The following is a 22,941-nucleotide window of genomic DNA, read 5'->3' as shown; positions in this document are numbered from 1 at the left end:
GTCCGCGCCGCATCGCATTCCCCGCACGCATGCGAACGCGACCGAATGATCGCTTGAGCGCCCCGGCACCGGATCGTCTAATCGGATCGAACGCGGCCGCCGCGCCACACGCATCCATCCGGAGACACGCATGACCCCGATCGAACAAGACGCCCGGCGCCGCTGGCTGCCGGTGCTCGCGGGCGGCCTGATCATGGGCGCCGCGCTCGGCATCCGCCACGTGCAGGGACTGTTCCTCGCCCCCGTCACGCTCGACCACGGCTGGTCGCGCGAAGCGTTCGGACTCGCGCTCGCGCTGCAGAACCTGATCTGGGGCATCGCGCAACCGTTCACCGGCATGATCGCCGACCGCTTCGGGTCGGTGCGCGTGATCGTCGCCGGCATGCTGCTGTACGCGGCCGGGCTCGTCACGATGGCGTTCGCCGCATCGGCCGGCGTGTTCACGGCCGGCGCGGGGTTCGTGATCGGCGTCGCGCTGTCGGGGTCGGCCTTCGCGTCGATCTACGGCGCGCTGAGCCGCCTGTTTCCGCCCGACCGGCGCGGCTGGGCGCTCGGCGTCGCCGGCGCGATCGGCGGGCTCGGCCAGTTCTGCATGGTGCCGGTCGCGCAGGTGCTGATCGGCGGCATCGGCTGGCAGCATGCCTTCGTCGCGCTCGCCCTCGTCTCCGCGCTGCTCGCGCCGCTCGCCGCGCTGGTGCGCGACCGGCCCGCGCAGGCCGCGAGCCGCGCGGACGGCCCCGACCAGTCGATCGGCGCGGCGGTGCGCGAAGCGTTCGCGCATCGCGGCTTCTGGCTGCTGAACGCGGGATTCTTCGCGTGCGGGTTCCAGCTCGCGTTCATCGCGACCCACCTGCCCGCCTACCTGCTCGATCACGGCCTGCCGGCGCGCCACGCCAGCGTCGCGCTCGCGCTGATCGCGCTGACCAACGTGGCAGGCACCTACGCATGCGGCCATCTCGGCGGCCTGCTGCGGCGCAAGTACGTGCTGTCCGTGCTGTACCTCGTCCGCGCGCTGGCAATGGCCGCGTTCGTTGCAGCGCCGTTGTCGCCCGCGAGCGTCTACGTGTTCGCGGCCGTGATGGGCTTCACGTGGCTCGGCACGGTGCCGCTGACCAACGGCGTGATCTCGCAGGTGTTCGGCGTGCGTTACATCGCGACGCTGTTCGGCTTCGTGTTCTTCGGGCACCAGCTCGGCAGTTTCTTCGGCGTCTGGCTCGGCGCGCTCGTGTACGACGCGACGCATTCGTACCTGCCGCTGTGGATCGGCTCGATCGCGCTCGGCGTGCTGGCTGCGCTGCTGCACCTGCCGATCGACGACGCGCGCATCGCGCGGCCGGTGCCGGGCAAAGCCGCATGGGCGTGATGCGTGCGGCGCTGGCCGCCGGCGCGCTCGCGTTCGTCGCGTGGTGCGGCGCGGCCTACTTCGATTCGGGCGTCGCGCTCGCGCTGCTCGAGCACGCGGCGTTCTGCGACTGACGCGGCGAACCGTGCCGCGCGCAGCGCGGCCGGTCACGCCTGGCGACGCTTCGGCAACGAGGCCAGCGCATCGAGCGCGCGACGGCGCGCGCCGTCGTGATCGACGATCGGCGCCGGATAGTCGACGTCGAGCCGCACGCCGGCCTCCGCAAGCTCCATCGGGGATGCCTCCCACGGCGCGTGGATCGTCACCGCGTCGAGGCCCGCGAGTTCCGGCACCCAGCGGCGCACGTACGCCCCTTGCGGGTCGAACTTCCGGCCCTGCGTCACCGGATTGAAGATGCGGAAATACGGCGCGGCGTCGGCGCCGCAGCCGGCCACCCATTGCCAGTTCGCCGGGTTGTTCGCGGCATCCGCGTCGACGAGCGTGTCGTGGAACCAGCGCTCGCCGGCCCGCCAGTCGATCAGCAGATGCTTGACGAGAAACGATGCGACGACCATCCGCACGCGGTTGTGCATCCAGCCGGTCGTCCACAGCTCGCGCATCCCCGCATCGACGAGCGGGTAACCGGTCAGCCCGCGCTGCCACGCGCGCAGCGCGGCAGGATCGTCGCGCCACGGCATCGCGTCGAACTGCGCCCGGAAGTTGTCGGTCGCGAGCGCCGGAAAGTAATACAGCAGCACATGGCTGAATTCGCGCCAGCCGAGTTCGCTCAGGAACTTCTCGGCGCCGGCCGCGCAGGCCGCACCGCCCGCCTGTGCCGCACCCTGCACCGCATGCCACACCTGTCGCGGCGACAGGTTGCCGAAGCGCAGGCACGGCGATAGCCGGCTCGTCGCCGACCGGTCGGGCCGGTCGCGCGTATCGGCATAGCCGGTCAGCGACTCGACGGAAAACGTATCGAGCCGCGCCTGTGCGCCGGCTTCGTCGGGTGCCGGCCACGCGTCGCGCAGGCCGCCCGCCCAGTCCGGCGCGTGCGGACGCAACCCGAGCGCGTCGAGCGGCAGCGCGCGTTCGCGCACGCCGGCCGGCCACGGATGAAACGCGATCCGCTCAGGCTCCGGCAGCGGCGCCGCCACCGTGCGATCGCGCCGCACCGCGCGCCAGTACGCGGTGAACACCTGGAACGGCGTGCCGGCGCCCGTCAGCACGTCCCACGGTTCGTTCAGCAGGCTGCCGTTGCTGCTCTCGACCTCGACGCCGCGCGCCTTCAGCGACGCCTTCAACGCCGCATCGGCATCGCGCTGCGGCTGCGCATAGCGGCGGTTCCAGTACACCGCTGCCGCGCCCGTGTCCTGCGCGACGCGTTCGATCTCGCGCGGCGCATCGCCGCGCAACAGCAGCAGGCGTCCGCCATGACGCGCGAGCGCCGCATCGAGTCCGGCGAGCGACCCATGCAGCCACCAGCGCGCCGCCCCACCGAGCGCGCGCCCCGCGCCTTCGCCCGTGTCGTCGACGTACACGCATACGAGCGGCCGGCCCGACGCAACCGCGCGCGTCAGCGCGGGCTGGTCGGTCACGCGCAGATCGTCGCGGAACCACACGATGGCAGGAGCAATGGTCGACTTCGCTGGCACGGGCACCTCGAGCAGGAAACTGAAGAGTGACCGGTATTGTCGCGGCAGGTTCGCGCGATGTCGACGTTCGAACCGCACGGCGTACCGCGCGCGTGCGTCGCGTACCGACGCCGACACCGGATCGCCGGCCCGGTGAAACGCCTTAGTCCGTTCCGACGATTCTTCGCCGCACGCACCGGCCTACGCTCGATGTGGGGTTCGCCGCGATGTGCGACGCGCGCCGGCCGCCGCTCAGCCCCATGCATTGCGCGGCGCGTCCGCCATGCCCGCCGGCGCCGGCGCGACCCGTTCCGGCTGTCGCGGCGCGTACCCGCCCGTGCGGGCGCAGCCGCGGCCCCCTCCGCTCCCTCACTCACATTCGATACCCGCCATGACCAAACCAGCCAATCTCGTCACCTCGATCACCGTCGCGATCGACGCCCCCGCTGCCGTCGTCTGGGAAGTGCTGACCGACTTCCCGCGCTACGGCGAATGGAACACGTTCTGCGTCGGCCTCGAGACGACCGGCCGGATCGGCGACTTCGTGCACATGCAGGTGCGCATTCCCGGCACGGAGACGGTGATTCCCGTCAACGAAATCCTCGTCGCATACGAGCCCGAGCGCCTGCTGTCGTGGGAGCAGCGCCCGACCGACGACAACAAGGACGCCGCGCGCCGCGACCAGTACGTCGAAGCCGACGGCGCCGAACGCTGCCGCTACTTCACGACGGACCAGTTCCTCGGCCTCAACGCGGAAACGATCATGCGCGAGCACGGCGGCTGGGTGAAACAGGGGTTCGACCAGTGCGCGCGCGACGTGAAGCAGCGCGCGGAAGCGCTGCATGCGGCCCGCCGGTGCAAAAGCGCATGACGGAGCGCAACCGATGCCCGACCTGCAGACCCTCTCCGATCATCACGACATCCGCGATCTGATCGTCGCGTACTCGAGCGCGATCGATGCGCGCGACTTCGACGCGCTCGATACCGTGTTCATGCGCGACGCGACGATCGACTATCGCGCGATGGGCGGCATCGCCGGCACGTATCCGGACGTCAAGGCGTGGCTGCGCACCGTGCTGCCGCAGTTCCCGCAGTACCAGCACATGGTCGGCAACCTGTCGATCACGCTCGACGGCGACACCGCGCGCGGCCGCACGATCTGTTTCAATCCGATGGAAGTCGCGCTGCCGGACGGCGGCACGCAGGTGATGTTTCTCGGGCTGTGGTACGTCGACCGGTTCGTGCGCACCGCGCAGGGCTGGCGCATCGCCGAGCGCGTCGAGGAACGCTGCTACGGCCACAACGTGCCGGCCGTGCTTGCGAACGCGACCGGCTGAACAGCGACACGTCGCACGATGCGCGCGCCGTGGCATCGTTGCACGGCGCGCGTGTCGCAGGCCCTCGGGTCAGTCGAGACGGAACGCCGCTTCGAAGCGCGCGGCGAACGCGTCGAATTCGGTTTCCGGCAGATGGTTGATGCCGCCCGCGCGCTTGCGCCCGCCGCCGGTCGGGAAGCCGCGGCAGAATTCGTCCGCGCCGAGCGCCCGGCCGTCCGGCACGCGCACGCTGACCACGAACCCGCCCTGCGCGCGCGGCGACAGCACCGCGAGCGCCGCATGCGGCGCATTGCGCATCCGCTCGTTCGCGAGCATCCCCGTCGCGCGCCGCGCCCACGGATGATCCGGCATCCTGATCAGCGTCGCGCCCGGCACGTCGCGCAACGGCGCGAGTGCGCCCGCGAGCGCCATGTCGTCGCGATAGCCGTCGCGCAACGCGGCGAACACCGGCGTGTCGCGCACGAAGTCGAGCGGATCGACGCATGGCAGCATCGCGTCGGCCAGCACCGCCGGATCGAAATGCAGGTCGCCGACGCATTCGCCGTAGGCGTTGTAGTTCAGGTAGAGGCCGAGTTCGGCCAGCGTGCCGCGTTCGGCTGCGTCGATCCCGTATGCGCGCGCGAGCGCGTCGCCGAGCGCCGGCAGTTCGTCGCCGAACGCCGCGACGATCGCCCAGCGCACATGCCGGCCGCCGAGACGGCGGTTCACGAGCGCGCTCGTGCAGACGTCGGCGGCCGTGTCGATATACGCGTCGAAACGCGGATCGCCGGGCAGCTCGCCCGCGAAGTGATGGTCGAAGTAGCGAACCGCGGCGCCGTCGCGCAGCAGCCGCGCGCATGCGTCGCGGTTCTGGTCGTGCGACACGTCGAGCACGGTCACGCGGTCGCCGGCCCGCGCGTCGATGCGCTCGAGCAGCCTGATGTCGCGCTTCACGCCGGTCACGAGCGTGCCGCGTTCGCCCTCCGCGAGCCGCAGCTGCTGCAGCGCGCACAGGCCGTCCGCGTCGCCGTTGAACGCGAAGAAGTGGCGCCCCTGTTCCTGTTGTCGTTCCTGCATGATCCGTTGCTCCGTTCTCAGGGCATGAAATCGCCGCCGTTCGCGTCGAGCGTCGCGCCGGTCACCGCGTTCGCGTAATCCGACGCGAGGAACAGCGCGGCGCGCGCGCAGTCGTCATCGGTCGGCAGCTTCGCGAGCGCGATGTTCGACGCGATCGGCGCGATGATCGCCTCCTCCGTCGTGCCGTACTCGGCGGCCGCCTGCCGGAAATACGTCTGCGTCGGCACGCCCCACATCCAGCCCATGTGGATGCTGTTCGCGCGGATCCCGTGCACGCCAAGCTCGCGCGCCAGGTATTTTGCCGCAACCGCGAGCGCGCCCTTCGATACAGCGTAGCCCGCTTCCCCTGCAAACGGCTTGCGGGTCGCCTGCGTGTTGATCATCACGATCGCGCCGCGCTTCTGCCGCTTCATGTGCGGCACGATTTCCTGCGTGAGCGTCATCGTGCCGAACACGTTGGTGTCGAACACCGCGCGCCAGCCGTCGAGATCGGCTTCCTCGACCGGCTCCGGGAACGTGCCGTGCGCGAACGCGCTGTTCACGAGCGCGTCGATCCGGCCGAAGCGCTCGACCGCCTGCGTCGCGAGCCGCCGGCACTGCGCGCGCTCCGCGATGTCGGTGCGCACCTTCAGCACGTCGCACGCGACGCCGAGTGCGCGGATCCGTGCTTCCGCGTCGTCGAGCTTGTCCATCGTGCGTGCCGCGACGACCACGCCGCGCGCGCCCTCGCGTGCCGCCTCGACGGCGAGCTTCACACCGAGCCCCGGTCCGATCCCTGAAATCACGACGATCTTGTCCTTCAGCAACATGGGTTGTCTCCTGGTTGTCGTTCGTCTCGCGGGCGCGCCGTCAGCCGGCCGCCCGCAGGTGCCGCGCGCGATACGCGGCGAAGTCGTGCTCCAGTTGCGCATCGGTGAAGCCGAAGCGCGCGATCGAGTAATCGTGCGCGGCGCGCTTGTCGCGGCCGTTGCGCGCCATCCAGGCCGTCATCGCCGCGCGCTGCGGCGCATCGAGCGACATGCCCGCGAAGCGGTACACGGCTTCGGCCACGCCGAGCGGATCCGACACCGTGTCCTCGAAACGCACGTCGAGAAAGCGCTCGGCCGGCAGCGCGTCGCGCGCCGTCATCGCCGCGCCGATCGCGCGCGCCATGCCGGCGTTCCACTGCGCGCCGACCGTGCGCGGATCAGGGTCGTCCGCATACATCTGCCACAGCGTGTGCGCCATGCTCGCCATCGACGGAATCGTCTGCGCCGGGTCGCGATGCGTGAGCACGACCTGTGCCCGCGGAAACACGCGGCACAGCACGTCGAGCGCATGCAGATGCTGCGGCGTCTTCAGCAGCCAGCGCGCGGCCGCTGCGACGCCGCGTTGCGCCTTCTGCCACTGCAGGAACTGCAGCATCCGCTTCAGGTGCGTATAGACCGGCGTCAGGTCCTGCTTCGCGAGCCACGCCGTATAGCCCGGCACGTTCGCGTACGAATCCATCGCGCACACGAACGAATGCTCCATCAGCATGAACTCCTCGTCGGCAAGCATCGCGTCGAGCGGATGGATCGCGAGGATCTGCGGAATGCAGTCGATCATCGTCGCGACCTCGGCCTGCGCGCGCGCGATGCGCACGCTCGGCGCGTCGAGCGTCTCCCCGGCGAGCGGCGCCGGATAGCGCGTTTCCCACCACGCGGCCGAATAAAAGCGCGGATCGACCGCGAGCAGCCGCTGCAGCAGCGTCGTGCCGGTGCGCGGCAGCCCGACGATCACGAGCGGATCGTCGATCTCGATGTCGGCGATCTCCGGATGACGGCCGAAGTAATCCTCGATAACGAGCCGGTTCACGAGCTGGCCGACGAGTTTCTCGCGCATCATCGCCACACCGCGCGCCGACAGCTTCGCTTCGTCGATCAGCGATGCGCACATCACGTCGAGCGCCTCGCGATACGGGCCGTCGCCGAACACGGTGAGGCCGCCCGTGCGCGACACGGCCTCGGCGATCAGCGCGTCGGCGTCGAGCTGGGTGCGGATCGGGTCGAGCGGCGCGTTCATGCGGCCTCCTTCAGCGCGGCGAGCTTGACGACGCGCGTGCGCGGATGCACCGGCTGCGCGGCGCCGACCCAGCGCCAGCAGATCGTGCCGGTGCGATGCCCGGCCGTATCGAGCCAGTTCGCGCCACCCGGCCGCGACGCGGCGACCACCACCGTCACGCCGCCATCCGCATTCAGCCGCGCGCTGTGCTTGTTCACGCAGATGTCGAAGTGCCGATAGTCGAGCGACTCCATCCAGTAATTGTTGAGCTGCACGTTCCAGAAATCGCAGTCGGGCACGGTGTCGACGTCGATCACCAGCGCCTCGTCGTCGGCGAGCGACCAGCACGAGTGGTAGTAGTAGATGTTCGGATCGCCACCGACCGACTGGCACAGCGCCTGGTCCGCAGGCGGCAGCGCGTTTACGTGCGAGCCGTAGCTCGCGGCCCAGTCGGCGAACAGCTTCGCCGTCTGCTCGACGAACTGCGCGGCGCGCGTGAGGCCGCCCTGCAGCACGAGCGGATCGAGCGGCGCCGGGCGATCGTGCGCGCCGATGCGTTCGATCTTCAATTGCGCGGGCGTCTCCGCGCGCCGGTCGAGGAAAGTCTGACGCACCAGCAGCGCGTTCGTACCCGGCTCCATGCGCACCCAGTTGCCCGCGCGCGGCGTTTCGCTCAGCACGATCTCGAAGCTGCCGTCCGGCGCGAGCTCGAGCTGCTTCGCGTCGAGAAACCCGGTCTGCAGCATCTTGCCGTCCGTCTCGTAACCGCCCTTCTGCGTGCCGAAGCTCAGGTATGCGACCGTGCCGCGCCGCCCCGTCACACGATATTCGCAGCGGCCGTCGAGGCGCGCGTACTGGTACAGGTTGTCGGGATTGTCGGCGCCGATCTTCGCGGTCTCGTGCGACGGCGAGAAGAAGCCGGGCCACGCGCCGTCCGCGAACTCGACGTGCATTTCGAGCGCGATGCGCATCAGCCGGCTCAGGTAGCGGAATCCTTCCGCGCGCGTGAGCGGATCGTCCGGCGCCTCGGCGCGCAGGATCTGCTCGCCGCTGCGTTTCAGGGTGTCGCAGAAATCGGCCCAGGTCTGGCCCGAAAGCAATTGCGTGGCGCGTGTGTCGTCCGTCATGTGTCGTCTCCGCCGATGGTCGAGCGCTCACCTTAAGCGAGCGCCTCGCGCGCCACTTCGTCCGGGTGGACTAAGGAAAGATCCGCTGCCCGCCGCGCCGCGTGTTAGTCCACCCGGACGAAGAACGGCACCGCCCTCGCTCGATACCGTTGGCGTCATGCACGAAACGCCGCACATGTCGCGCGGCGCCGGCATGCAACAAGGAGACGAACGATGTTGACCCACTTGGAGCGACTGGAGGCCGAAAGCATCCACATCATGCGCGAGGTGGTCGCGGAAAGCGAAAACCCAGTGATGCTCTATTCGATCGGCAAGGACAGCTCGGTCATGCTGCATCTCGCGATGAAGGCCTTCTACCCGGCGAAGCCGCCCTTTCCGCTGCTGCACGTCGATACGACGTGGAAGTTCCGCGAGATGATCGCGTTTCGCGACGAGACGGCCGCGCGCCTCGGCCTCGACCTGCGCGTGCACGTGAATCCCGACGGCGTCGCGAACGACATCAATCCGTTCACGCACGGCTCGGCCGTGCACACCGACGTGTGGAAAACGCAGGGACTCAAGCAGGCGCTCGACCACTACGGTTTCGACGCCGCGTTCGGCGGCGCGCGCCGCGACGAGGAGAAATCGCGCGCGAAGGAGCGCATCGTGTCGCTGCGCTCGGAGCAGCACCGCTGGGATCCGAAGCGCCAGCGTCCCGAACTCTGGTCGCTGTACAACGCGCGCAAGCGCCGCGGCGAAAGCCTGCGCGTGTTCCCGATTTCCAACTGGACCGAGCTCGACATCTGGCAATACATCCGGCTGCACGACATTCCGATCGTTCCGCTCTACTACGCGAAGGAGCGGCCGGTGGTCGAGCGCGACGGCGCGCTGATCATGGTCGACGACGAACGCCTGCCGCTGCGCGACGGCGAAGTGCCGCAGACGCGCAAGGTGCGCTTTCGCACGCTCGGCTGCTATCCGCTGACGGGCGCGATCGACAGCGACGCGAGCTCGCTCGACGACATCCTGCAGGAAATGCGCGACACGCGCACGTCCGAGCGCCAGGGACGACTGATCGACAGCGATTCGGCCGGTTCGATGGAAAAGAAGAAACAGGAGGGATATTTCTGATGGCACACGTACTCACCGCCCCCGAGGCACTTGCGCACACGACGCCCGACATGCACTCCGACGATGCGCAACCGAAGGACCTGCTGCGCTTCATCACGTGCGGCAGCGTCGACGACGGCAAGAGCACGCTGATCGGCCGTCTGCTCTACGAATCGAACCTGCTGTTCGACGATCAGTTGACCCAGCTCGAAGCCGATTCGAAGAAGGTCGGCACGCAAGGCGGCGAACTCGATTTCGCGCTGCTCGTCGACGGCCTGTCGGCCGAGCGCGAACAGGGCATCACGATCGACGTCGCGTACCGCTTCTTCGCGACCGCGCGACGCAAGTTCATCGTCGCCGATACGCCCGGCCACGAGCAGTACACGCGCAACATGATCACCGGCGCGTCGACCGCCGATCTCGCGGTGATCCTGATCGACGCGCGCAAGGGCGTGCTCACGCAAACGCGCCGCCACAGCCATCTCGTCGCGCTGATCGGCATCAAGCGCGTCGTGCTCGCAATCAACAAGATGGACCTGGTCGACTACGACCGCGCCGTGTTCGAGCGTATCGATGCCGACTACCGCGCGTTCGCGGCCGAACTCGGCCTCGACGAAATCGTCAGCATTCCGATGTCCGCGCTGCGCGGCGACAACGTGATCGCATCGAGCGAGCGGATGCCATGGTACGCGGGCCCCCCGCTGATGCGGCATCTCGACACGCTGCCGCTCGTCGAGCGCGTGACGCGCGACGAGCCGTTCCGGCTGCCCGTGCAATGGGTCAACCGTCCGCACCTGAACTTCCGCGGTTATGCCGGCAGCATCGCGTCGGGCGAAGTGCGCGTCGGCGAACGCGTGCGCGTGCTGCCGTCCGGCAAGGAGAGCCGCGTTGCGTCGGTGATCACGCCGGCCGGCGAAGCCGATGTCGCGCGCGCCGGCGAAGCGGTGACGCTCACGCTCGCCGACGAGATCGACGTGAGCCGCGGCGACATGATCGCGCGTGCCGACGCGCCGCCGGAAGTCGCCGACCAGTTCGAGGCGACGCTCGTGTGGATGCACGACGAACCGCTGCTGCCGGGCCGGCCGTATCTCGTGAAGCTCGGCACGCAGACGGTCGGCGCGACCTGCGCGACGCCGAAGTACAAGATCGACGTGAACACGCGCGAGCATCTCGCCGCGCGCACGCTCGCGCTGAACGAGATCGGCGTGTGCAACCTGAGCTTCGACCGGCCCGTCGCGTTCGATCCGTACGACCTGAATCGCCACACCGGCGGCTTCATCGTGATCGACCGCTTCACCAACGACACGGTCGGCGCCGGGATGCTGCACTTCGCGCTGCGCCGCGCGCACAACGTGCACTGGCAGGCCGTCGATGTCGACCGCGACGCGCGCGCGGTGCAGAAGGCGCAGACGCCGCGCATCGTATGGCTGACCGGGCTGTCGGGCGCGGGCAAGTCGACGATCGCGAACCTCGTCGAGCGGCGCCTGCATGCGCTCGGCAAGCACACGTACCTGCTCGACGGCGACAACGTGCGGCACGGCCTGAACCGCGATCTCGGCTTCACCGAGGCCGATCGCGTGGAGAACATCCGGCGCGTGGCCGAAGTCGCGCGGCTGATGCTCGATGCCGGGCTCATCACGCTCGTGTCGTTCATCTCGCCGTTCCGCGCGGAACGCGACATGGCGCGCGCGCTGGTTCGTCCCGACGAGTTCGTCGAAGTGTTCGTCGACACGCCGCTCGCGGTCGCCGAGGAACGCGATCCGAAGGGGCTGTACAAGAAGGCGCGCAAGGGCGAACTGAAGCACTTCACGGGAATCGACTCGCCGTACGAGCCGCCGGCGCAGCCGGAACTGCGCATCGATACGGTGGCCGAGTCGCCGGAGGCCGCGGCGGAACGCATCGTCGCGTACCTGCTGCGCGAACGCACCGCGTAAGCGGCGCCGGGGGCTGCGCACGCTGCGTCGCTCCGGCACGGCCCGCGTCGTCTACTCCGTTCGGATGACGCGGGCGGCTGGCCTGTCGGTATGCTGGCTCGGGAGCATTCACCCCGACCCAGGAGAACACGAGCATGCGGATCGCGCTGGCGCCCGGCGACACGGCCGCACACGACAGCTTCGACGACGCGGCATGGACGGCCCGCGAACTCAGCGCGTGGCTCGGGCTCGTCTATCAGGGCCCGTCCGAGACGACGCCTTGGGCGGGCTTTCTCGAAGCGATGCGCGTGCGGCTCGACGCGAGCTTCACGACGCTCGTGCTGCGCAGCCCGCGCGGCACGCGGCGCGGGCTCATCATCAACGCATCGACCCACGGCCCGCTGCTGCCCGGCGAACCATCGTACAGCGAAGAGTTCTACGCGCTGTGCCCGTTTCTCGACCACCCGCCCGGCCAGGTGTTCACGGCCGACACGCTGTTCGGCGCGACGCGCTGGTGCGCGCACGATTTCTACCGGCAATACCTACAGCCGCTCGACCTGCGCTTCATCCTCGGCGCGAATCTGCGCGGCGAGCGCGGCGTCGAGTGCGCGTTCTTCGTGAGCCGCCCGCATCATGCGCGCGACTTCGACGCGGCCGAACGCGCGCAGGTCGCGACGCTGCTGCCGCACCTGCAGCGCGCGGTCGAGCTGCACGCGGCGCTCGACGTGCTCGACGCCGAACGCGCGCTGTACGCGGGCACGGTCGACCGGCTCGACGTCGGCACCGCGATCCTCGACGAGGACGGTCGCGTGATCAAGCACAACCGCATCGCCGAGCGGCTGTTCGAGCAGCAGGACGGCCTGTGCCTGCGCCAGGAGCGGCTCCATGCATCGTGCCCGCTCGACGAGCGCCGGCTGCAGAAGGCGCTGCAGGCCGCGCTCGAGCATTTCCGCGCGGGTGCGCTCGGCCGCATCGAGGCCACCACGCTGTCGCGCCCCGGCGGCGCGATGCCGTTGAACGTGCTGCTGCGCCCGCTCGCGCCCTTTCACGGCGCGGAGGACCGCCAGCACCGGCCGGCCGTCGCGGTGTTCGTCCGCGATCCGGCGTCGTCGCCGCAGACCTCGCGCGACATGCTGCACCGGCTGTTCCGCCTCACGCCGATGGAAACCGAGATCGCGCTGCTGCTCGTCGACGGCCTGACGCTCGACGAAGCGGCCGCCGCGACCGGCATCACGAAGAACACCGCCCGTGCGCATCTGCGCGGAATCTTCGCGAAGACGGGCGCGACGCGGCAGGCCGTGCTCGTGAAGATGCTGCTGAACAGCGTCGTGTCGATGGCATAGCGGGCCGCGTACGAGGCCGGCAGGTTGCCGGAGCGAAGTCCGCCGCAGAGCAGCACCGAGCGGCATGCCTGCCAACCCACGTCATCCGTCATCAGACGTGATCGCGCACGGCGACAACGTCCCGACATTTCCCGATTTTTGAATACGCTCCGGGTAAACCCGTGACGTCATATCAGGATCTCAAGCGTACCATGTCATACGACAACATACTACTTAGATCCCCACCCGACGCGAACGCGGGCCGCTGCCCCGTTCGCCGCCCGCCCGGAGACTCCCTTGACCTCGCCCGCCCTGCCCGGCCGCGCCCCGCTCGCATCCGCCACCTCGAAAGTGAAATGGCACGTGCTGCCGCTCGTGTCGATCATGTTCATCGCGGACGATATCGACCGCTGCCGACGGCCTTCGGCTATCTGAAGCAACATACGGGTTCGATCGCGGGCGGCCGGGATGCGCTCGCGATCGCGTTCCTAGTCGCCACGGTCGCCGCGCCGTTCGCGCGCACGCGCCGCGCAGCGATCCGCCGCGCGGCCTGCCGACCGGCGAGTCCTTCACGCACACCGCAATGCTCCGCCATGCCGAACACTGACCGCCTGACCGTCGTCGTCCCGAATGCCGTCGACGGCGACCTCGCCACGTTCTCGCTCACGTCCGACGGCACGCTCGCGCCGCTCGCCCGCTACCCGGCCGGCGACGTCGCGATGCCGGTCGCCGTGCAACCCGATCGCGCGCGGCTGTACGTCGCGACGCGCGGCGAGCAGCCGACGATCGTCGCATTCCGCGTCGCCGCAGCCACCGGCGCGCTCGCCCGCATCGGCGCGACCGCGATCGACGCGAGCCTCGCCTACCTGTCGCTCGACCGCAGCGGCCGCTGGCTGCTCGGCGCGTCGTACGGCGGCCATTCGTTGAGCCTCTACGACGCCGCGCGCGTGCGCGACGGCGACGGCGCAGCGCTGCAGGTCGCGCACGGCATCGCGAACGCACATGCGGTCGTCGTGTCGCCGGACAACCGCTTCGCGTACGTGAGCTCGCTCGGCTCGGACCGGATCTTCACGTTCGCGCTGATCGAGGATGCCGGCGGCCTGCGTGCGGTCGAGCACGGCGAAACGCGCGTGCCGGGCGGCTTCGGGCCGCGCCACCTGCGCTTCGCGCGCGACGGCCGGATGCTGGTCGCGGTCGGCGAATTCCAGGCCACGCTCGCGACCTTCGCGCGCGACGCCGACAGCGGCCGCCTCGGCGACGCACGGGTCAGCGCGCGCCACCCGGCCGTCGCCGGCCTCGCGCAAGGCCATGCGCGCCCGCCCGCGCCGACCGGGGCCGCCGTGTGGGCTGCCGATCTCCACCTGACGCCCGACGAGCGCTTCGCGTATGTGAGCGAACGCACGTCGAGCCAGTTGCTCTGCTATCGCCGCGATGCGGACGGCGCCTTCGAACCCATACACGCGACGGCCACCGAAACGCAGCCGCGCGGCTTCGCGATCGATCCGTCGGGACGCTGGCTCGTCGCGTGCGGCGAGCAGTCGGAATACGTGTCGGTGTACGCGATCGCGCCGGACGACGGCACGCTGGCGTTGCACGCCCGCGTGCCGGGCGGCCGCGGGGCGAATTGGGTGGCGATCGTCTGACGGGTCCATCGACCGATGGATCCCATGATCGCTTCATCGACGCCGGGCGCACGACCGGCACCGGCCCGCGCCGCCCGGCGCGCAGTCAGCGCCGCTCGCTCGGCGCGACGCCGGTCCAGCGCTTGAACGCACGCGTGAAATTCGCGCGGTCGGTATAGCCGATCCGCGCCGCGATCTCGTCGACCGGCAGGCGCGTGCCCTCGAGCAACCGGAGCGCATCGCGCAGCCGGATCTCGTCGAGCAGCGCCGAATAGGTCGCACCGAATTCCGCGAGCTTGCGTTTGAGCGTGCGCGCCGACACATGCAGTTCGCGCGCGACCTCGTCCACCGACGGATATCCGGTGTCGCCGCAGATCAGCAGGTTGCGCACGCGCTCGACGATGCTTTCCGCATAGCCGAGCCGCGCGAGTTCGGCCTCGCATTGCTGGACGATCATCTGCGCGGTCTGCGCGTTCGCGGTGCCGATCGGCTCGTCGAGCAGCGCGGCGTCGCAGCGGATGCGGTTCGCGCTCGCGTCGAAATGACAGCGCGGCAGCCGCGCGCGATAGCGCTCGAACCACGGCGGTTCGGGCCATTCGAAATGCAGCTCGGCGCGCGACTGCAGCGTGCGCCCCGGCGCGGGATCGAGCAGCGAGTTGAACAGGATCGCCGTCTCGACCAGGAAGTTCTCCACCGCGAACTGGCGCAACCGGCCGAGCGGAAACGCCTCGAGCACGTCGATGTCGACTATCCCGTCGAGCTCAGCGAGCCGTACCGAAAAGAACGGCACGCGCGTCGGCAGGTAGCGGATGCCGAGCGCGATCGCCTCGCCGAGCGTTGCGCAACTCATCAGCCCGAAGCCGATCAGCCCGGATTTCGTGAGGCTGCTGCGCAGGCCGATCTCGATCGCGATCGACGGATCGCCCGTCGCCTCGAGCAGGTTGAACACGATCGCCGCCTGCTGCAGCGGCGTGATGCGCGCGTCGGGCTGCGCGAGCCGCTCGCGCTCGACGCCCGAGCCGGCGAGAATCCGGCCGCCATCGATGCCGCGCTCCTCGGCGAGCATCAGCATGAACAGCGCATACGCGGACGATACCGTCGCCTTGTTCAGCTGGCGCGCGGCATCCGGGGCGGACAGGGCCATGCGGCGGACTCCGGAGCGGTTTCGGCGGATTGTAGCGCTGCTGGCCCGCAATGACACCGCAGCGGCATTCTAGCCGCCCGATGCGGCATCGCACGCCCGCGCACCGGCCACCGTGACCCGAAATGACACCATCATTGGCACCGGCGGCCCTCGCATGCGCTCCGGGGCGCGCCTATGCTTGTCACATCGGCATTGCGCCCCACTCTTTCCGCACGGATTCCGGTCGATGAGCCAACCCGCACGAACCGTCTTTCGCCACGACGCCGACAAGGTCGCGTATGTCCGCCGCGAGGTCAACGCCGCGAGCGACGCGATCCGCGCGCGCTTTCCGCTGCTCGACAACCAGAACCTCGTCGGCGCGACCGTGATGGCCGTGTCGGTGGGCGCGATGCTCGCGATCGCATGGCTGTATGCGCGCAGCGCGATCGCGTGGTACGTCGCGTTGCCGCTCGCCGCGTTCGTCACGTCGCTGATCCACGAACTCGAGCACGACCTGATCCACCTGATGTACTTCAAGAAGACGCCGTGGGCCTATCACCTGATGATGGCGCTGTGCTGGCTCACGCGGCCGGGCACGATCAACCCGTGGACGCGCCGGCGCATGCACCTGCATCACCACAAGGTATCGGGCGGCGAATCGGATCTCGAGGAATTCGGCATCACCAACGGCGAACGCTGGGGCGTGAAGCGGCTGCTGATGATCGCGGACGGCATGCTCGCCGTCGTGCTGCGGCCGGATGCGATGCGCCGCAAGGTCAAGCAGTACGTGGCCGCGCAGCCGGTGCAGGATGCGGCCGAGCGTGCGCAGTTGCGCATCGAGCAGGTGTCGTCCTACATGCCGGTCGGTCACGCGTACTACGCGCTGTGGCACGCGTTCATCGTGTATCACGCCGGCCTGTTCGCGTTGCATGCGTTCGGCTACGCGGTGACCGTGCCGGCCGTCGTCGAGCGCGTGATGAGCGTCGTCGATTTCCTCGCGGTCGTGTGGCTCGGGCCGAACTTCGTGCGCAGCTTCTGCATCAACTTCGTCAGCTCGAACATGCATTACTTCGGCGACATCGATTCGCGCAACGTGATCCAGCAGACCCAGGTGCTCAACCCGTGGTGGATGCTGCCGTTCCAGCTGTTCTGCTTCAACTTCGGCAGCACGCACGCGATCCATCACTTCGTGGTGCGCGATCCGTTCTACATCCGGCAGCTGACCGCGCGCACCGCGCATGCGGCGCTGCGTGAAGTCGGCGTGCGGTTCAACGATGTCGGCACGTTCAGGCGAGCCAATCGCTGGGGCGCGTATCGTCCGATTCACGGTGCGCGCGGCGCGCAGCGGGCCGACGCGTAACGGCGGGCGGCGCGGCTCGCCGCGCGGGTCCCCGCGGGTCCCGTCAGTCGGTCAGTCGATTAGCTGGTCAGTCGGTCAGTCCTTCAGCGCCGATCGCCGGCATCGGTCCCTGCCCGCGGATCCATGCCCGGTTCGCGAGTTCGGCCATTTCCTTGTCGCCGCGGCTGTCGCCGTACGCGAACAGCTTCGCGGGCGGCTGATTTCCCCACCAGCCGCGCAAGCGCACGACCTTCTGCGGGCCCCAGCAGTTCTCGCCGTTCAGCCGCCCGGCAAACGCGCCGCGCTCGAACGCGAGGCGCGTCGCGAGCACCGTGCCGATGCCGACCGTCTTCGCCCACTTCTCCAGATACAGCGACGGCGACGCGCTGACCAGCACGACTTCATGCCCGCGCGCCTGATGCTCGCGCACCCGTTCCAGCATGTCCGGACGCACGAGGTTCGGCAGATAACCATCGACGAAGCGGCGCGCGAGCGCGTCGAGCGCGTCCTCGCGGATCGGCCCGAACGCGAACCAAGCGAACTTCGCCTTCGCATCGCCGCGCGACAAGAGGCCCGCCTTCATCGCGACGATCCACGGCAGCGCGCGCAGCCCGGCCCATGCGAAACGCGGCGTGCCGACCGCGTAGCGGACGAAATGACGGAAGCTGTCGGTGGTCGTGATGGTGCCGTCGAAATCGAATGCGGCGACGATGCGGTCGGTCATGGAGAGGCGGGAAAGCGGTGAGATGCCCGGGAAGATAGCAGAGTCGGGACGCCGTGCGTGCGGGCGCGGGCGTGAGTTGAGGGCACGGCTCTTCCGCGGCGGCTGCATTCGGACGACGCAGGGCCGCCGCGCGAGCCGCGGGAGGCGGCTTCCCGGTTAATTTCAGTGGCTCGCCAAAGAGAGTGGCGGGAGGCCGCCAGAGTTTGCTATACTTTCGGTCTTCCGGAGAGATGGATGAGTGGTTTAAGTCGCACGCCTGGAAAGCGTGTATAGGTTAATCGCCTATCGGGGGTTCGAATCCCCCTCTCTCCGCCAGAATTTCCCTCTGCGCCTTATCTGGCGGGCTTCTAGTCAGATCCTCCCACAAAGATTCCCACAAGTGGGTTAGGTGTTTCAGGCGCCGACGAGCAAACGGCCCCGAAGGGCCGCGTCTGCCGATTCCATCCTCGAAAAGCTACCCCGACTTTGTTCGCGAATCAGCGGAACGAGACACTAGAAAGGGAGACCCGTAGCTCGTCGAATTTCACTCGGGCCGCCACTCTCTCATCGTCCAGAAATTGCGCAACGTCGCGAATATCCGCTACCCACCTATTCGCACGCTTCTGCATAGGAATCGGGAACCGTCCGGCGCATATCTCATTGTATGCAGTCTGCTTCGCATAGCCGATCGCCTCGCAGACTTCGTCCAGCGAGAGTACCAATTTGCAGTCGAACTGCCCCATAAGTAAAAACAGCGATTTCATCGAGCCCTCCTTTGCCTCGCACCGCGGTCATCACAGACCGCAAAGACGAATTAGCATCATTCGTATGCCGGGAATATCTCCTTCGCCGCTCTGGATGCCCATATGAGGTGATAGGCAAGTTTATCGAGCGATGCCTTGATCTCCTCGTACGTCGGCTTGCTGGCCGCGCGGAAATCAACACCATCGATGACATCGGCCAACGGGGCACCCTGAATGGGTTTCTCACGGCGTCGGCCTTTCCGAAGTTGGCGCGTCGGCATGTGGATGATCTCAGCCATGCCCCACCTCCGTCGACGAATTGAGTTGATCAAGACCTACAATCGCTTCCCGTTGGATGATCGCAGCCGCGTACGAGATACGCTCGAGCTTCGTCCGCACGTCAACTTCATCCACGCAAATCCTGAGGATCACCGCCGCGGCGGCTTCGATGGTCACGATGTCAGTCATGGCGCTCCTCCCGAGTACCATGCGCCTCGGCCCGGCCCGTGTACCCCGCGTCTTCGACGAAGTCATATATAAAATCGCTCAGGCATTCGACTGCGCCAGCCAAGTTTTGCTTTGTCCAGTTGTCCAAGCTGGCGATCTCTATCCCGTCATCGTCATCGCTGATCGAGTTGTGAAGAATGCGACCGATCGCGGCAATAGCCCGGGACGCACGCGCTATCTCGTTTATTGCGCCGGTCCTTACCCGAATGAACTCCGGTTCGTCGACAGCGACCCAGCGATCTGCAGTCAGAGATGGACGCTTATCCATGACGGACCTCCATCGCTTCACTGAGCGCTGCACCTTCCGAGCCACAAGCCGAGACCGCCAACCACGCAGCCAGATCGCGCGGCGTAAGAGACCCATCAACGGCGCTCCACTGAAGGGCCTCGACGATCCGGCGCAAGCCATACGGGTCGATCACGCGGGCGTTGTTGAGGGCGCCCTCGACGGAGATGGTGCATTGCTTGCCGTCTGCATCCTCGAGGACAACAAATGCCCCGTCATCGTTGCGCAGGCCAATGTTGTCGCCGCGCCAAATGAGGTTAGCCATGACGCACCTCCATGCGAACGAGCATGGCAATAGCCACCAGCGCGGCGCCGGCAATGTCTAGCGATTCCTGGTAGGTGCGCGCGAGGGCTGCATTACGCAGTGCATCTCGCGTGATCTGGTCGATAAGGGTTTGGGTGCTCAGAGGGCGAGCAGATGCATTGGAAGACATGATTGGTCCTTTGTGTGCAAAGAACCTGCGTCCTCATCGCCAAATGAGGGTGGGCAGGCAGATAGCGAGGTTGGCGAACCGGACACAAAGGAAACCGGCAGACCCGAAGGTCTCCCCACCACTGCCCGCCCGTTGAACTGGACGCACACATAGTGTACAGACGAAAAAATACCGCCATATGGCGGTCGTCGTCCGCCTTTGTGAAATCAGGTCGCCAAACCCGGTGCCTGTTGTCTCAGGCACGCCGAAAGATTATGTCCGGCACGTTACGTCGTCAAGCGGAACTTTGTAAACCCGAGCTGGGCACGTGACGTGTGTCACTTCCTCTTTCGCGATCGCTCATTAGACGTCCCGCTGCTCTGCCCTCTGATCTCCGGCTGCTTTCCCAGCAGAAATTCACGGAGGCTGCTTTGCTTCTGCTCACCCGGCAGCGTAACGGTACGCGTCGGGTACGATTTCCGAGCACGGCCGACCGGATCGACCGTCGGTGCTTGCACCGGCCGTACTTCCTTCGCCAACAGGAACTGCTCAAGTGACTCGACGTCGTAGACGAAGGTCTTGTGGCCAAGCTTGTATCGACGGATGATCTCGCCCCGCCGATCGATTCGACTGATCGTGTTTTTAGGAACCCCTAGAATGGAGGCGGCTTCAGTAGCACTAACGCGCTTCTTTTGCAGAATGCTCACGGCGCTCTCCACAGTTCAGACAGGAGCATTCTATGACTACCGCGAAGCCAAAACTGATACCGTTAAGCGTCTGGGCCGAGCAAACGTTCGGCGAGTATGCTCCCCATCGCAACACGCTGCTGAGCTGGGTGAAAAATGGGAAGATCCGCCCCTTCCCGAAGAAAGTCGGGCGCCGGTACTTTGTGACACCCGAAGCTGAATACGTCGACCCGATCGCGGACAAGATTCAAAGGATGATCGACGGGTGTTGAACCCGAGATACTTACATAGGTGTCCAATGGAAACAAAGAGTGACCTATTCCTTACCGCCGATGAAGTTGCAGAGCTCACCGGTATTCGCATGGGGCGCCGCGGCAAATCTCGTGAGGAACTGCAAGTCACATGGCTGCGCACTTCCGGAATTTCTTTCTGGGTGAACGCACGTGGCCGCCCGATCATCGCTCGCGCCAGAATTACGGGGCAGTCAACGGAGCCGCCACCAAGGCCAAAGTGGCAACCCGCCGTGCTCCGAGTTTCGGCAAATGAAGAAACATCGGATCGATAGCTAGCAAGTTCGACAGATAAATGTCGCTCGCGCACATCACTGATCCGAATTTTCTTACGCCTACGCGCGCGAGGCGACCATGAAAAAGCCCGCCGAAGCGGGCCCAAAATTTCACAGTTAGCAGCGATCCACCAAGTAACGCCAAACCTCAACGAGATAATTGGTTGCTAGGATGAAATACGCTGCGTGTACTGCGAATGATGCGATGTTTTTGATGGTCTCCATTTTTCTGGGACTCCGTACACAGTCCTGAAAGCAAACGCTACGGACGTCACTTACCGCGCTGGAGGTAGTCGCTCGACTCCCCTCCCAGTGGCCGTAGTCGTCTCCCAGGACGATCGCCATCCTACAGACGCTGCTCCGTTCTGTCGAAATTAACGTGTCCGGATGGGGTGTACCCGTTCTTGACTGTCAGGTGCTGCGCGCCAAAGTGTCAGAATAGAGTTGATATTGAAATTTATTGACACCATTCGTGAAGGGTCTAGAATCCATCCTGACACTTCCTGATACGAACGGGGTACATATGAGCAAGCGAATCGGTTATGTGCGCGTTTCGAGCGTCGACCAGAACACTGAGCGGCAGCTCGACGGAATCCAAGTCGACAAGACATTTACCGACAAGGCGAGCGGCAAGAGCACCGACCGGCCGCAGCTTGCCGCGGCGCTGGACTACCTTCGTGACGGCGATACGCTAATCGTGCACAGCATGGATCGCCTGGCCCGGAACACCGAGGACTTGCTACGCATCGTGCGCGAGCTGACGGCCAAGCAGGTATCGGTGGAGTTCGTGAAGGAGCGCCTGACGTTCACCGGCCAGGACGATCCGATGTCACACCTGATGATGACGATGCTCGGCGGCTTCGCTCAGTTCGAGCGTTCGCTGATTCGTGAGCGGCAGCGTGAGGGCATCGCGATCGCTAAGGCGAAGGGCGTCTACAAGGGCCGTGCGCCGTCCCTCAACGCCGCACAGATCGAGGCGCTACGCACGCGGGCGGCTGCCGGCGAGAAAAAGGCCGTGCTAGCCCGTGAGTTCGGAATCAGCCGCGAGACGCTTTATCAATATCTTCGTGCATCAACCTCTTCGTAGACCTAAAAATTTGTGTTAGAGGGGTTGTATACGTAGACAGTAGGCTGTATTATTGGACTTGCTGGGATCGAGGTAGTGCGGCGTTGGACCCTACGGGGTCGGGAGGAAGCCCTCCGCACAAGCAGATCCCTAAGTCTCCAGATGGGGAAGCGATATGAGCAACGCTCACGCTTCCCTTTTCTGTATGTGGCGCGTGAGCCTTGAAACCTTCAAGGAGTCACGCATGACGTCACAACCTTCTTCGCGCGCCCTGCGTCCTGCAGCGGCTGCCCAAAAGCTTGGTATCGCAACGAGTACGTTGTGGGCCAAGGTACGCAATGAGCCGGATTTCCCCCGGCCCATCAAAGTCAGCCCGCGTGTGACGATCTTCACCGAATCCAGCCTCGATACCTGGCTCGCAGAACGGGTCCAGTCGATCAAGGTTTGATCCATGTCTAGCCCTTCCAAACGGCAAACCATGAGCCTCGACGCTCTGCGCAAGCTCGTCCTCGATTCCCTCAAATCTGGCCCACGGCACACGTACCACTTGCGGTCGCTTGGCTGCAGCCATCCCGCGGCGCGCGTCCAGGAACTGATCCGCATGGGGTTCCCGATCGCATCGAGCCGCATCACGGCGACCGACTCTGACGGCTTCACGCATCACGGCGTGGCCCTCTATGAACTGCTAGGCGACAAGCCGCAAATGGACCTATTCGACGACTTGAAGGCCGCCTGAGAGCGTTCAGGAGAAAGTATTTCGGCTTTTGATTTAGGACTACGTAAAGGAGTGGTGAATGCAAGTAGCAACTTTTGAAAGGAAGTACGACGGCTCGATGGGCTTAACTTTCGTAGCAAATCTAGACCGCATGACGATGGACATGTTCAAGTCCGTCTACGGCGGAGAGCGCGCATTAGACCAAGATGCCGCTCGCTGCGTCAACGTACCGGAAGGTTTCATGGTCTGGCGCACAGCCCGTGGCGCCTTGATGGCAATCAAGGCGGATTAACGACCCTGACAGCCGACGGGATGCATCCGCTCCGCGGCCGGC

Annotated in this window: 29 protein-coding genes, 1 tRNA gene and 2 pseudogenes; 18 read left to right on the top strand and 14 right to left on the bottom strand. The window is 66.7% G+C overall.

Translation table 11 applies throughout. From position 1 onward, the window contains the following. Nucleotides 1-130: 130 nt before the first annotated feature. Nucleotides 131-1,363 carry an MFS transporter gene (locus tag DIE17_RS33645; protein ID WP_124523590.1) on the top strand — a complete coding sequence of 411 codons (1,233 nt, stop codon included), beginning with the start codon at nt 131-133 and terminating at the stop codon, nt 1,361-1,363. Beyond that, the gene (locus tag DIE17_RS38175) at nt 1,354-1,476 is read left to right on the top strand and encodes a hypothetical protein (protein WP_044847646.1); all 123 of its coding nucleotides are present in this window, start codon (nt 1,354-1,356) and stop codon (nt 1,474-1,476) included. Before DIE17_RS33645 ends, DIE17_RS38175 begins: the two co-directional genes overlap by 10 nt. A 33-nt stretch (nt 1,477-1,509) precedes the next feature. Here DIE17_RS38175 and DIE17_RS33640 read toward each other — a convergent pair whose 3' ends face one another. Beyond that, the gene (locus DIE17_RS33640; RefSeq protein WP_124523592.1) at nt 1,510-2,994 is read right to left on the bottom strand and encodes a deoxyribodipyrimidine photo-lyase; all 1,485 of its coding nucleotides are present in this window, start codon (nt 2,992-2,994) and stop codon (nt 1,510-1,512) included. A 370-nt stretch (nt 2,995-3,364) separates the two neighbouring features. On the opposite strand from DIE17_RS33640, the gene DIE17_RS33635 reads away from it, so the two are divergent. Continuing rightward, on the top strand, nt 3,365-3,844 hold the full coding sequence (locus DIE17_RS33635) for an SRPBCC domain-containing protein (protein ID WP_124489544.1): 480 nt from the start codon (nt 3,365-3,367) through the stop codon (nt 3,842-3,844). 13 nt (nt 3,845-3,857) lie between these two features. After that, nucleotides 3,858-4,310: a nuclear transport factor 2 family protein gene (locus DIE17_RS33630; RefSeq protein ID WP_124523594.1), complete on the top strand. Its 453-nt coding sequence runs from the start codon at nt 3,858-3,860 to the stop codon at nt 4,308-4,310. A gap of 69 nt (nt 4,311-4,379) precedes the next feature. On the opposite strand, the gene DIE17_RS33625 is transcribed toward DIE17_RS33630, so the two are convergent. From DIE17_RS33625 to DIE17_RS33610, 4 genes are read right to left on the bottom strand one after another with little or no spacing between them, the layout of a single operon-like run. Beyond that, complete coding sequence (locus DIE17_RS33625) at nt 4,380-5,366, bottom strand: acetyltransferase (RefSeq protein WP_124523596.1); 987 nt, start codon at nt 5,364-5,366, stop codon at nt 4,380-4,382. A gap of 17 nt (nt 5,367-5,383) precedes the next feature. Next, on the bottom strand, nt 5,384-6,175 hold the full coding sequence (locus tag DIE17_RS33620) for an SDR family oxidoreductase (RefSeq protein WP_124523598.1): 792 nt from the start codon (nt 6,173-6,175) through the stop codon (nt 5,384-5,386). Nucleotides 6,176-6,215: 40 nt separating this feature from the next. Beyond that, nucleotides 6,216-7,409: a sulfotransferase family protein gene (locus tag DIE17_RS33615; RefSeq protein ID WP_124523600.1), complete on the bottom strand. Its 1,194-nt coding sequence runs from the start codon at nt 7,407-7,409 to the stop codon at nt 6,216-6,218. Next, nucleotides 7,406-8,515 (bottom strand): DUF1214 domain-containing protein, encoded by a 1,110-nt coding sequence (locus DIE17_RS33610; protein ID WP_044847640.1) that lies wholly within the window; start codon nt 8,513-8,515, stop codon nt 7,406-7,408. Before DIE17_RS33610 ends, DIE17_RS33615 begins: the two co-directional genes overlap by 4 nt. 189 nt (nt 8,516-8,704) lie before the next feature. Between DIE17_RS33610 and cysD the strand changes: the two are divergent. The 6 genes and pseudogenes from cysD to DIE17_RS33585 all read left to right on the top strand — a co-directional run. Beyond that, nucleotides 8,705-9,625 (top strand): annotated as a pseudogene (gene cysD / locus DIE17_RS33605) (sulfate adenylyltransferase subunit CysD); the annotation flags it as partial. After that, complete coding sequence (gene cysN, locus DIE17_RS33600) at nt 9,625-11,538, top strand: sulfate adenylyltransferase subunit CysN (RefSeq protein ID WP_124523602.1); 1,914 nt, start codon at nt 9,625-9,627, stop codon at nt 11,536-11,538. The pseudogene cysD and the gene cysN, both read left to right, overlap by 1 nt. A 134-nt stretch (nt 11,539-11,672) precedes the next feature. After that, complete coding sequence (locus DIE17_RS33595) at nt 11,673-12,860, top strand: helix-turn-helix transcriptional regulator (RefSeq protein ID WP_044847637.1); 1,188 nt, start codon at nt 11,673-11,675, stop codon at nt 12,858-12,860. Between the two features lie 276 nt (nt 12,861-13,136). Next, nucleotides 13,137-13,274 carry a hypothetical protein gene (locus tag DIE17_RS37650; protein WP_185500437.1) on the top strand — a complete coding sequence of 46 codons (138 nt, stop codon included), beginning with the start codon at nt 13,137-13,139 and terminating at the stop codon, nt 13,272-13,274. Next, nucleotides 13,253-13,446: pseudogene (locus DIE17_RS38170) on the top strand (MFS transporter); the annotation flags it as partial. The gene DIE17_RS37650 and the pseudogene DIE17_RS38170, both read left to right, overlap by 22 nt. After that, on the top strand, nt 13,433-14,482 hold the full coding sequence (locus DIE17_RS33585; RefSeq protein WP_124523603.1) for a beta-propeller fold lactonase family protein: 1,050 nt from the start codon (nt 13,433-13,435) through the stop codon (nt 14,480-14,482). The pseudogene DIE17_RS38170 and the gene DIE17_RS33585, both read left to right, overlap by 14 nt. 85 nt (nt 14,483-14,567) lie before the next feature. On the opposite strand, the gene DIE17_RS33580 is transcribed toward DIE17_RS33585, so the two are convergent. Beyond that, nucleotides 14,568-15,605, bottom strand: a complete 1,038-nt coding sequence (locus DIE17_RS33580) for an AraC family transcriptional regulator (RefSeq protein ID WP_124523604.1) — start codon at nt 15,603-15,605, stop codon at nt 14,568-14,570. 226 nt (nt 15,606-15,831) lie between these two features. Between DIE17_RS33580 and DIE17_RS33575 the strand changes: the two genes are divergently transcribed. Next, complete coding sequence (locus tag DIE17_RS33575) at nt 15,832-16,944, top strand: fatty acid desaturase (protein ID WP_124523606.1); 1,113 nt, start codon at nt 15,832-15,834, stop codon at nt 16,942-16,944. A gap of 67 nt (nt 16,945-17,011) precedes the next feature. Here DIE17_RS33575 and DIE17_RS33570 read toward each other — a convergent pair whose 3' ends face one another. Beyond that, nucleotides 17,012-17,647, bottom strand: a complete 636-nt coding sequence (locus DIE17_RS33570; protein WP_124489534.1) for an HAD family hydrolase — start codon at nt 17,645-17,647, stop codon at nt 17,012-17,014. Nucleotides 17,648-17,871: 224 nt separating this feature from the next. Here DIE17_RS33570 and DIE17_RS33565 point away from each other — a divergent pair. Further along, nucleotides 17,872-17,962 (top strand) — tRNA-Ser (locus DIE17_RS33565). Between the two features lie 161 nt (nt 17,963-18,123). Here DIE17_RS33565 and DIE17_RS33560 read toward each other — a convergent pair. The 7 genes from DIE17_RS33560 to DIE17_RS33540 form a co-directional block, all read right to left on the bottom strand. Next, a complete protein-coding gene (locus tag DIE17_RS33560; protein ID WP_124921700.1) occupies nt 18,124-18,390 on the bottom strand; it encodes an AlpA family transcriptional regulator in 267 nt (88 codons plus the stop codon). Nucleotides 18,391-18,446: 56 nt separating this feature from the next. Beyond that, nucleotides 18,447-18,668: a hypothetical protein gene (locus DIE17_RS33555; protein WP_124921699.1), complete on the bottom strand. Its 222-nt coding sequence runs from the start codon at nt 18,666-18,668 to the stop codon at nt 18,447-18,449. After that, on the bottom strand, nt 18,661-18,837 hold the full coding sequence (locus DIE17_RS37645) for a hypothetical protein (RefSeq protein ID WP_185735418.1): 177 nt from the start codon (nt 18,835-18,837) through the stop codon (nt 18,661-18,663). Before DIE17_RS37645 ends, DIE17_RS33555 begins: the two co-directional genes overlap by 8 nt. Next, nucleotides 18,830-19,144 (bottom strand): hypothetical protein, encoded by a 315-nt coding sequence (locus DIE17_RS33550; protein ID WP_124921698.1) that lies wholly within the window; start codon nt 19,142-19,144, stop codon nt 18,830-18,832. Before DIE17_RS33550 ends, DIE17_RS37645 begins: the two co-directional genes overlap by 8 nt. After that, entirely contained in the window at nt 19,137-19,427 is a 291-nt protein-coding gene (locus tag DIE17_RS33545; RefSeq protein ID WP_124921697.1) for a hypothetical protein, read from the bottom strand. The genes DIE17_RS33550 and DIE17_RS33545 overlap by 8 nt, the downstream gene beginning before the upstream one ends. Further along, a complete protein-coding gene (locus DIE17_RS37640; RefSeq protein WP_185735417.1) occupies nt 19,420-19,596 on the bottom strand; it encodes a hypothetical protein in 177 nt (58 codons plus the stop codon). Before DIE17_RS37640 ends, DIE17_RS33545 begins: the two co-directional genes overlap by 8 nt. 317 nt (nt 19,597-19,913) lie before the next feature. Next, entirely contained in the window at nt 19,914-20,282 is a 369-nt protein-coding gene (locus DIE17_RS33540; protein WP_124921696.1) for a helix-turn-helix transcriptional regulator, read from the bottom strand. Nucleotides 20,283-20,314: 32 nt separating this feature from the next. Between DIE17_RS33540 and DIE17_RS33535 the strand changes: the two genes are divergently transcribed. From DIE17_RS33535 to DIE17_RS33510, 6 genes are all read left to right on the top strand, one after another. Continuing rightward, the gene (locus DIE17_RS33535; RefSeq protein ID WP_124921695.1) at nt 20,315-20,533 is read left to right on the top strand and encodes an excisionase; all 219 of its coding nucleotides are present in this window, start codon (nt 20,315-20,317) and stop codon (nt 20,531-20,533) included. A 26-nt stretch (nt 20,534-20,559) separates the two neighbouring features. After that, complete coding sequence (locus DIE17_RS33530; protein ID WP_124921694.1) at nt 20,560-20,826, top strand: DUF4224 domain-containing protein; 267 nt, start codon at nt 20,560-20,562, stop codon at nt 20,824-20,826. Nucleotides 20,827-21,349: 523 nt separating this feature from the next. Then, entirely contained in the window at nt 21,350-21,913 is a 564-nt protein-coding gene (locus DIE17_RS33525) for a recombinase family protein (RefSeq protein ID WP_124921693.1), read from the top strand. Between the two features lie 223 nt (nt 21,914-22,136). Beyond that, nucleotides 22,137-22,340, top strand: coding sequence for an AlpA family transcriptional regulator (locus DIE17_RS33520; RefSeq protein WP_124921692.1), 204 nt, complete (start codon nt 22,137-22,139; stop codon nt 22,338-22,340). Nucleotides 22,341-22,370: 30 nt separating this feature from the next. Further along, nucleotides 22,371-22,628, top strand: coding sequence for a helix-turn-helix domain-containing protein (locus DIE17_RS33515; RefSeq protein WP_185735416.1), 258 nt, complete (start codon nt 22,371-22,373; stop codon nt 22,626-22,628). 58 nt (nt 22,629-22,686) lie between these two features. Next, nucleotides 22,687-22,899, top strand: coding sequence for a hypothetical protein (locus DIE17_RS33510; protein ID WP_124921690.1), 213 nt, complete (start codon nt 22,687-22,689; stop codon nt 22,897-22,899). Nucleotides 22,900-22,941 lie beyond the last annotated feature (42 nt).

The sequence above is a fragment of the Burkholderia sp. Bp9099 genome (genome assembly GCF_003857805.1).
GTDB lineage: Bacteria > Pseudomonadota > Gammaproteobacteria > Burkholderiales > Burkholderiaceae > Burkholderia.
This window is presented reverse-complemented; position numbering and strand designations above follow the sequence as displayed.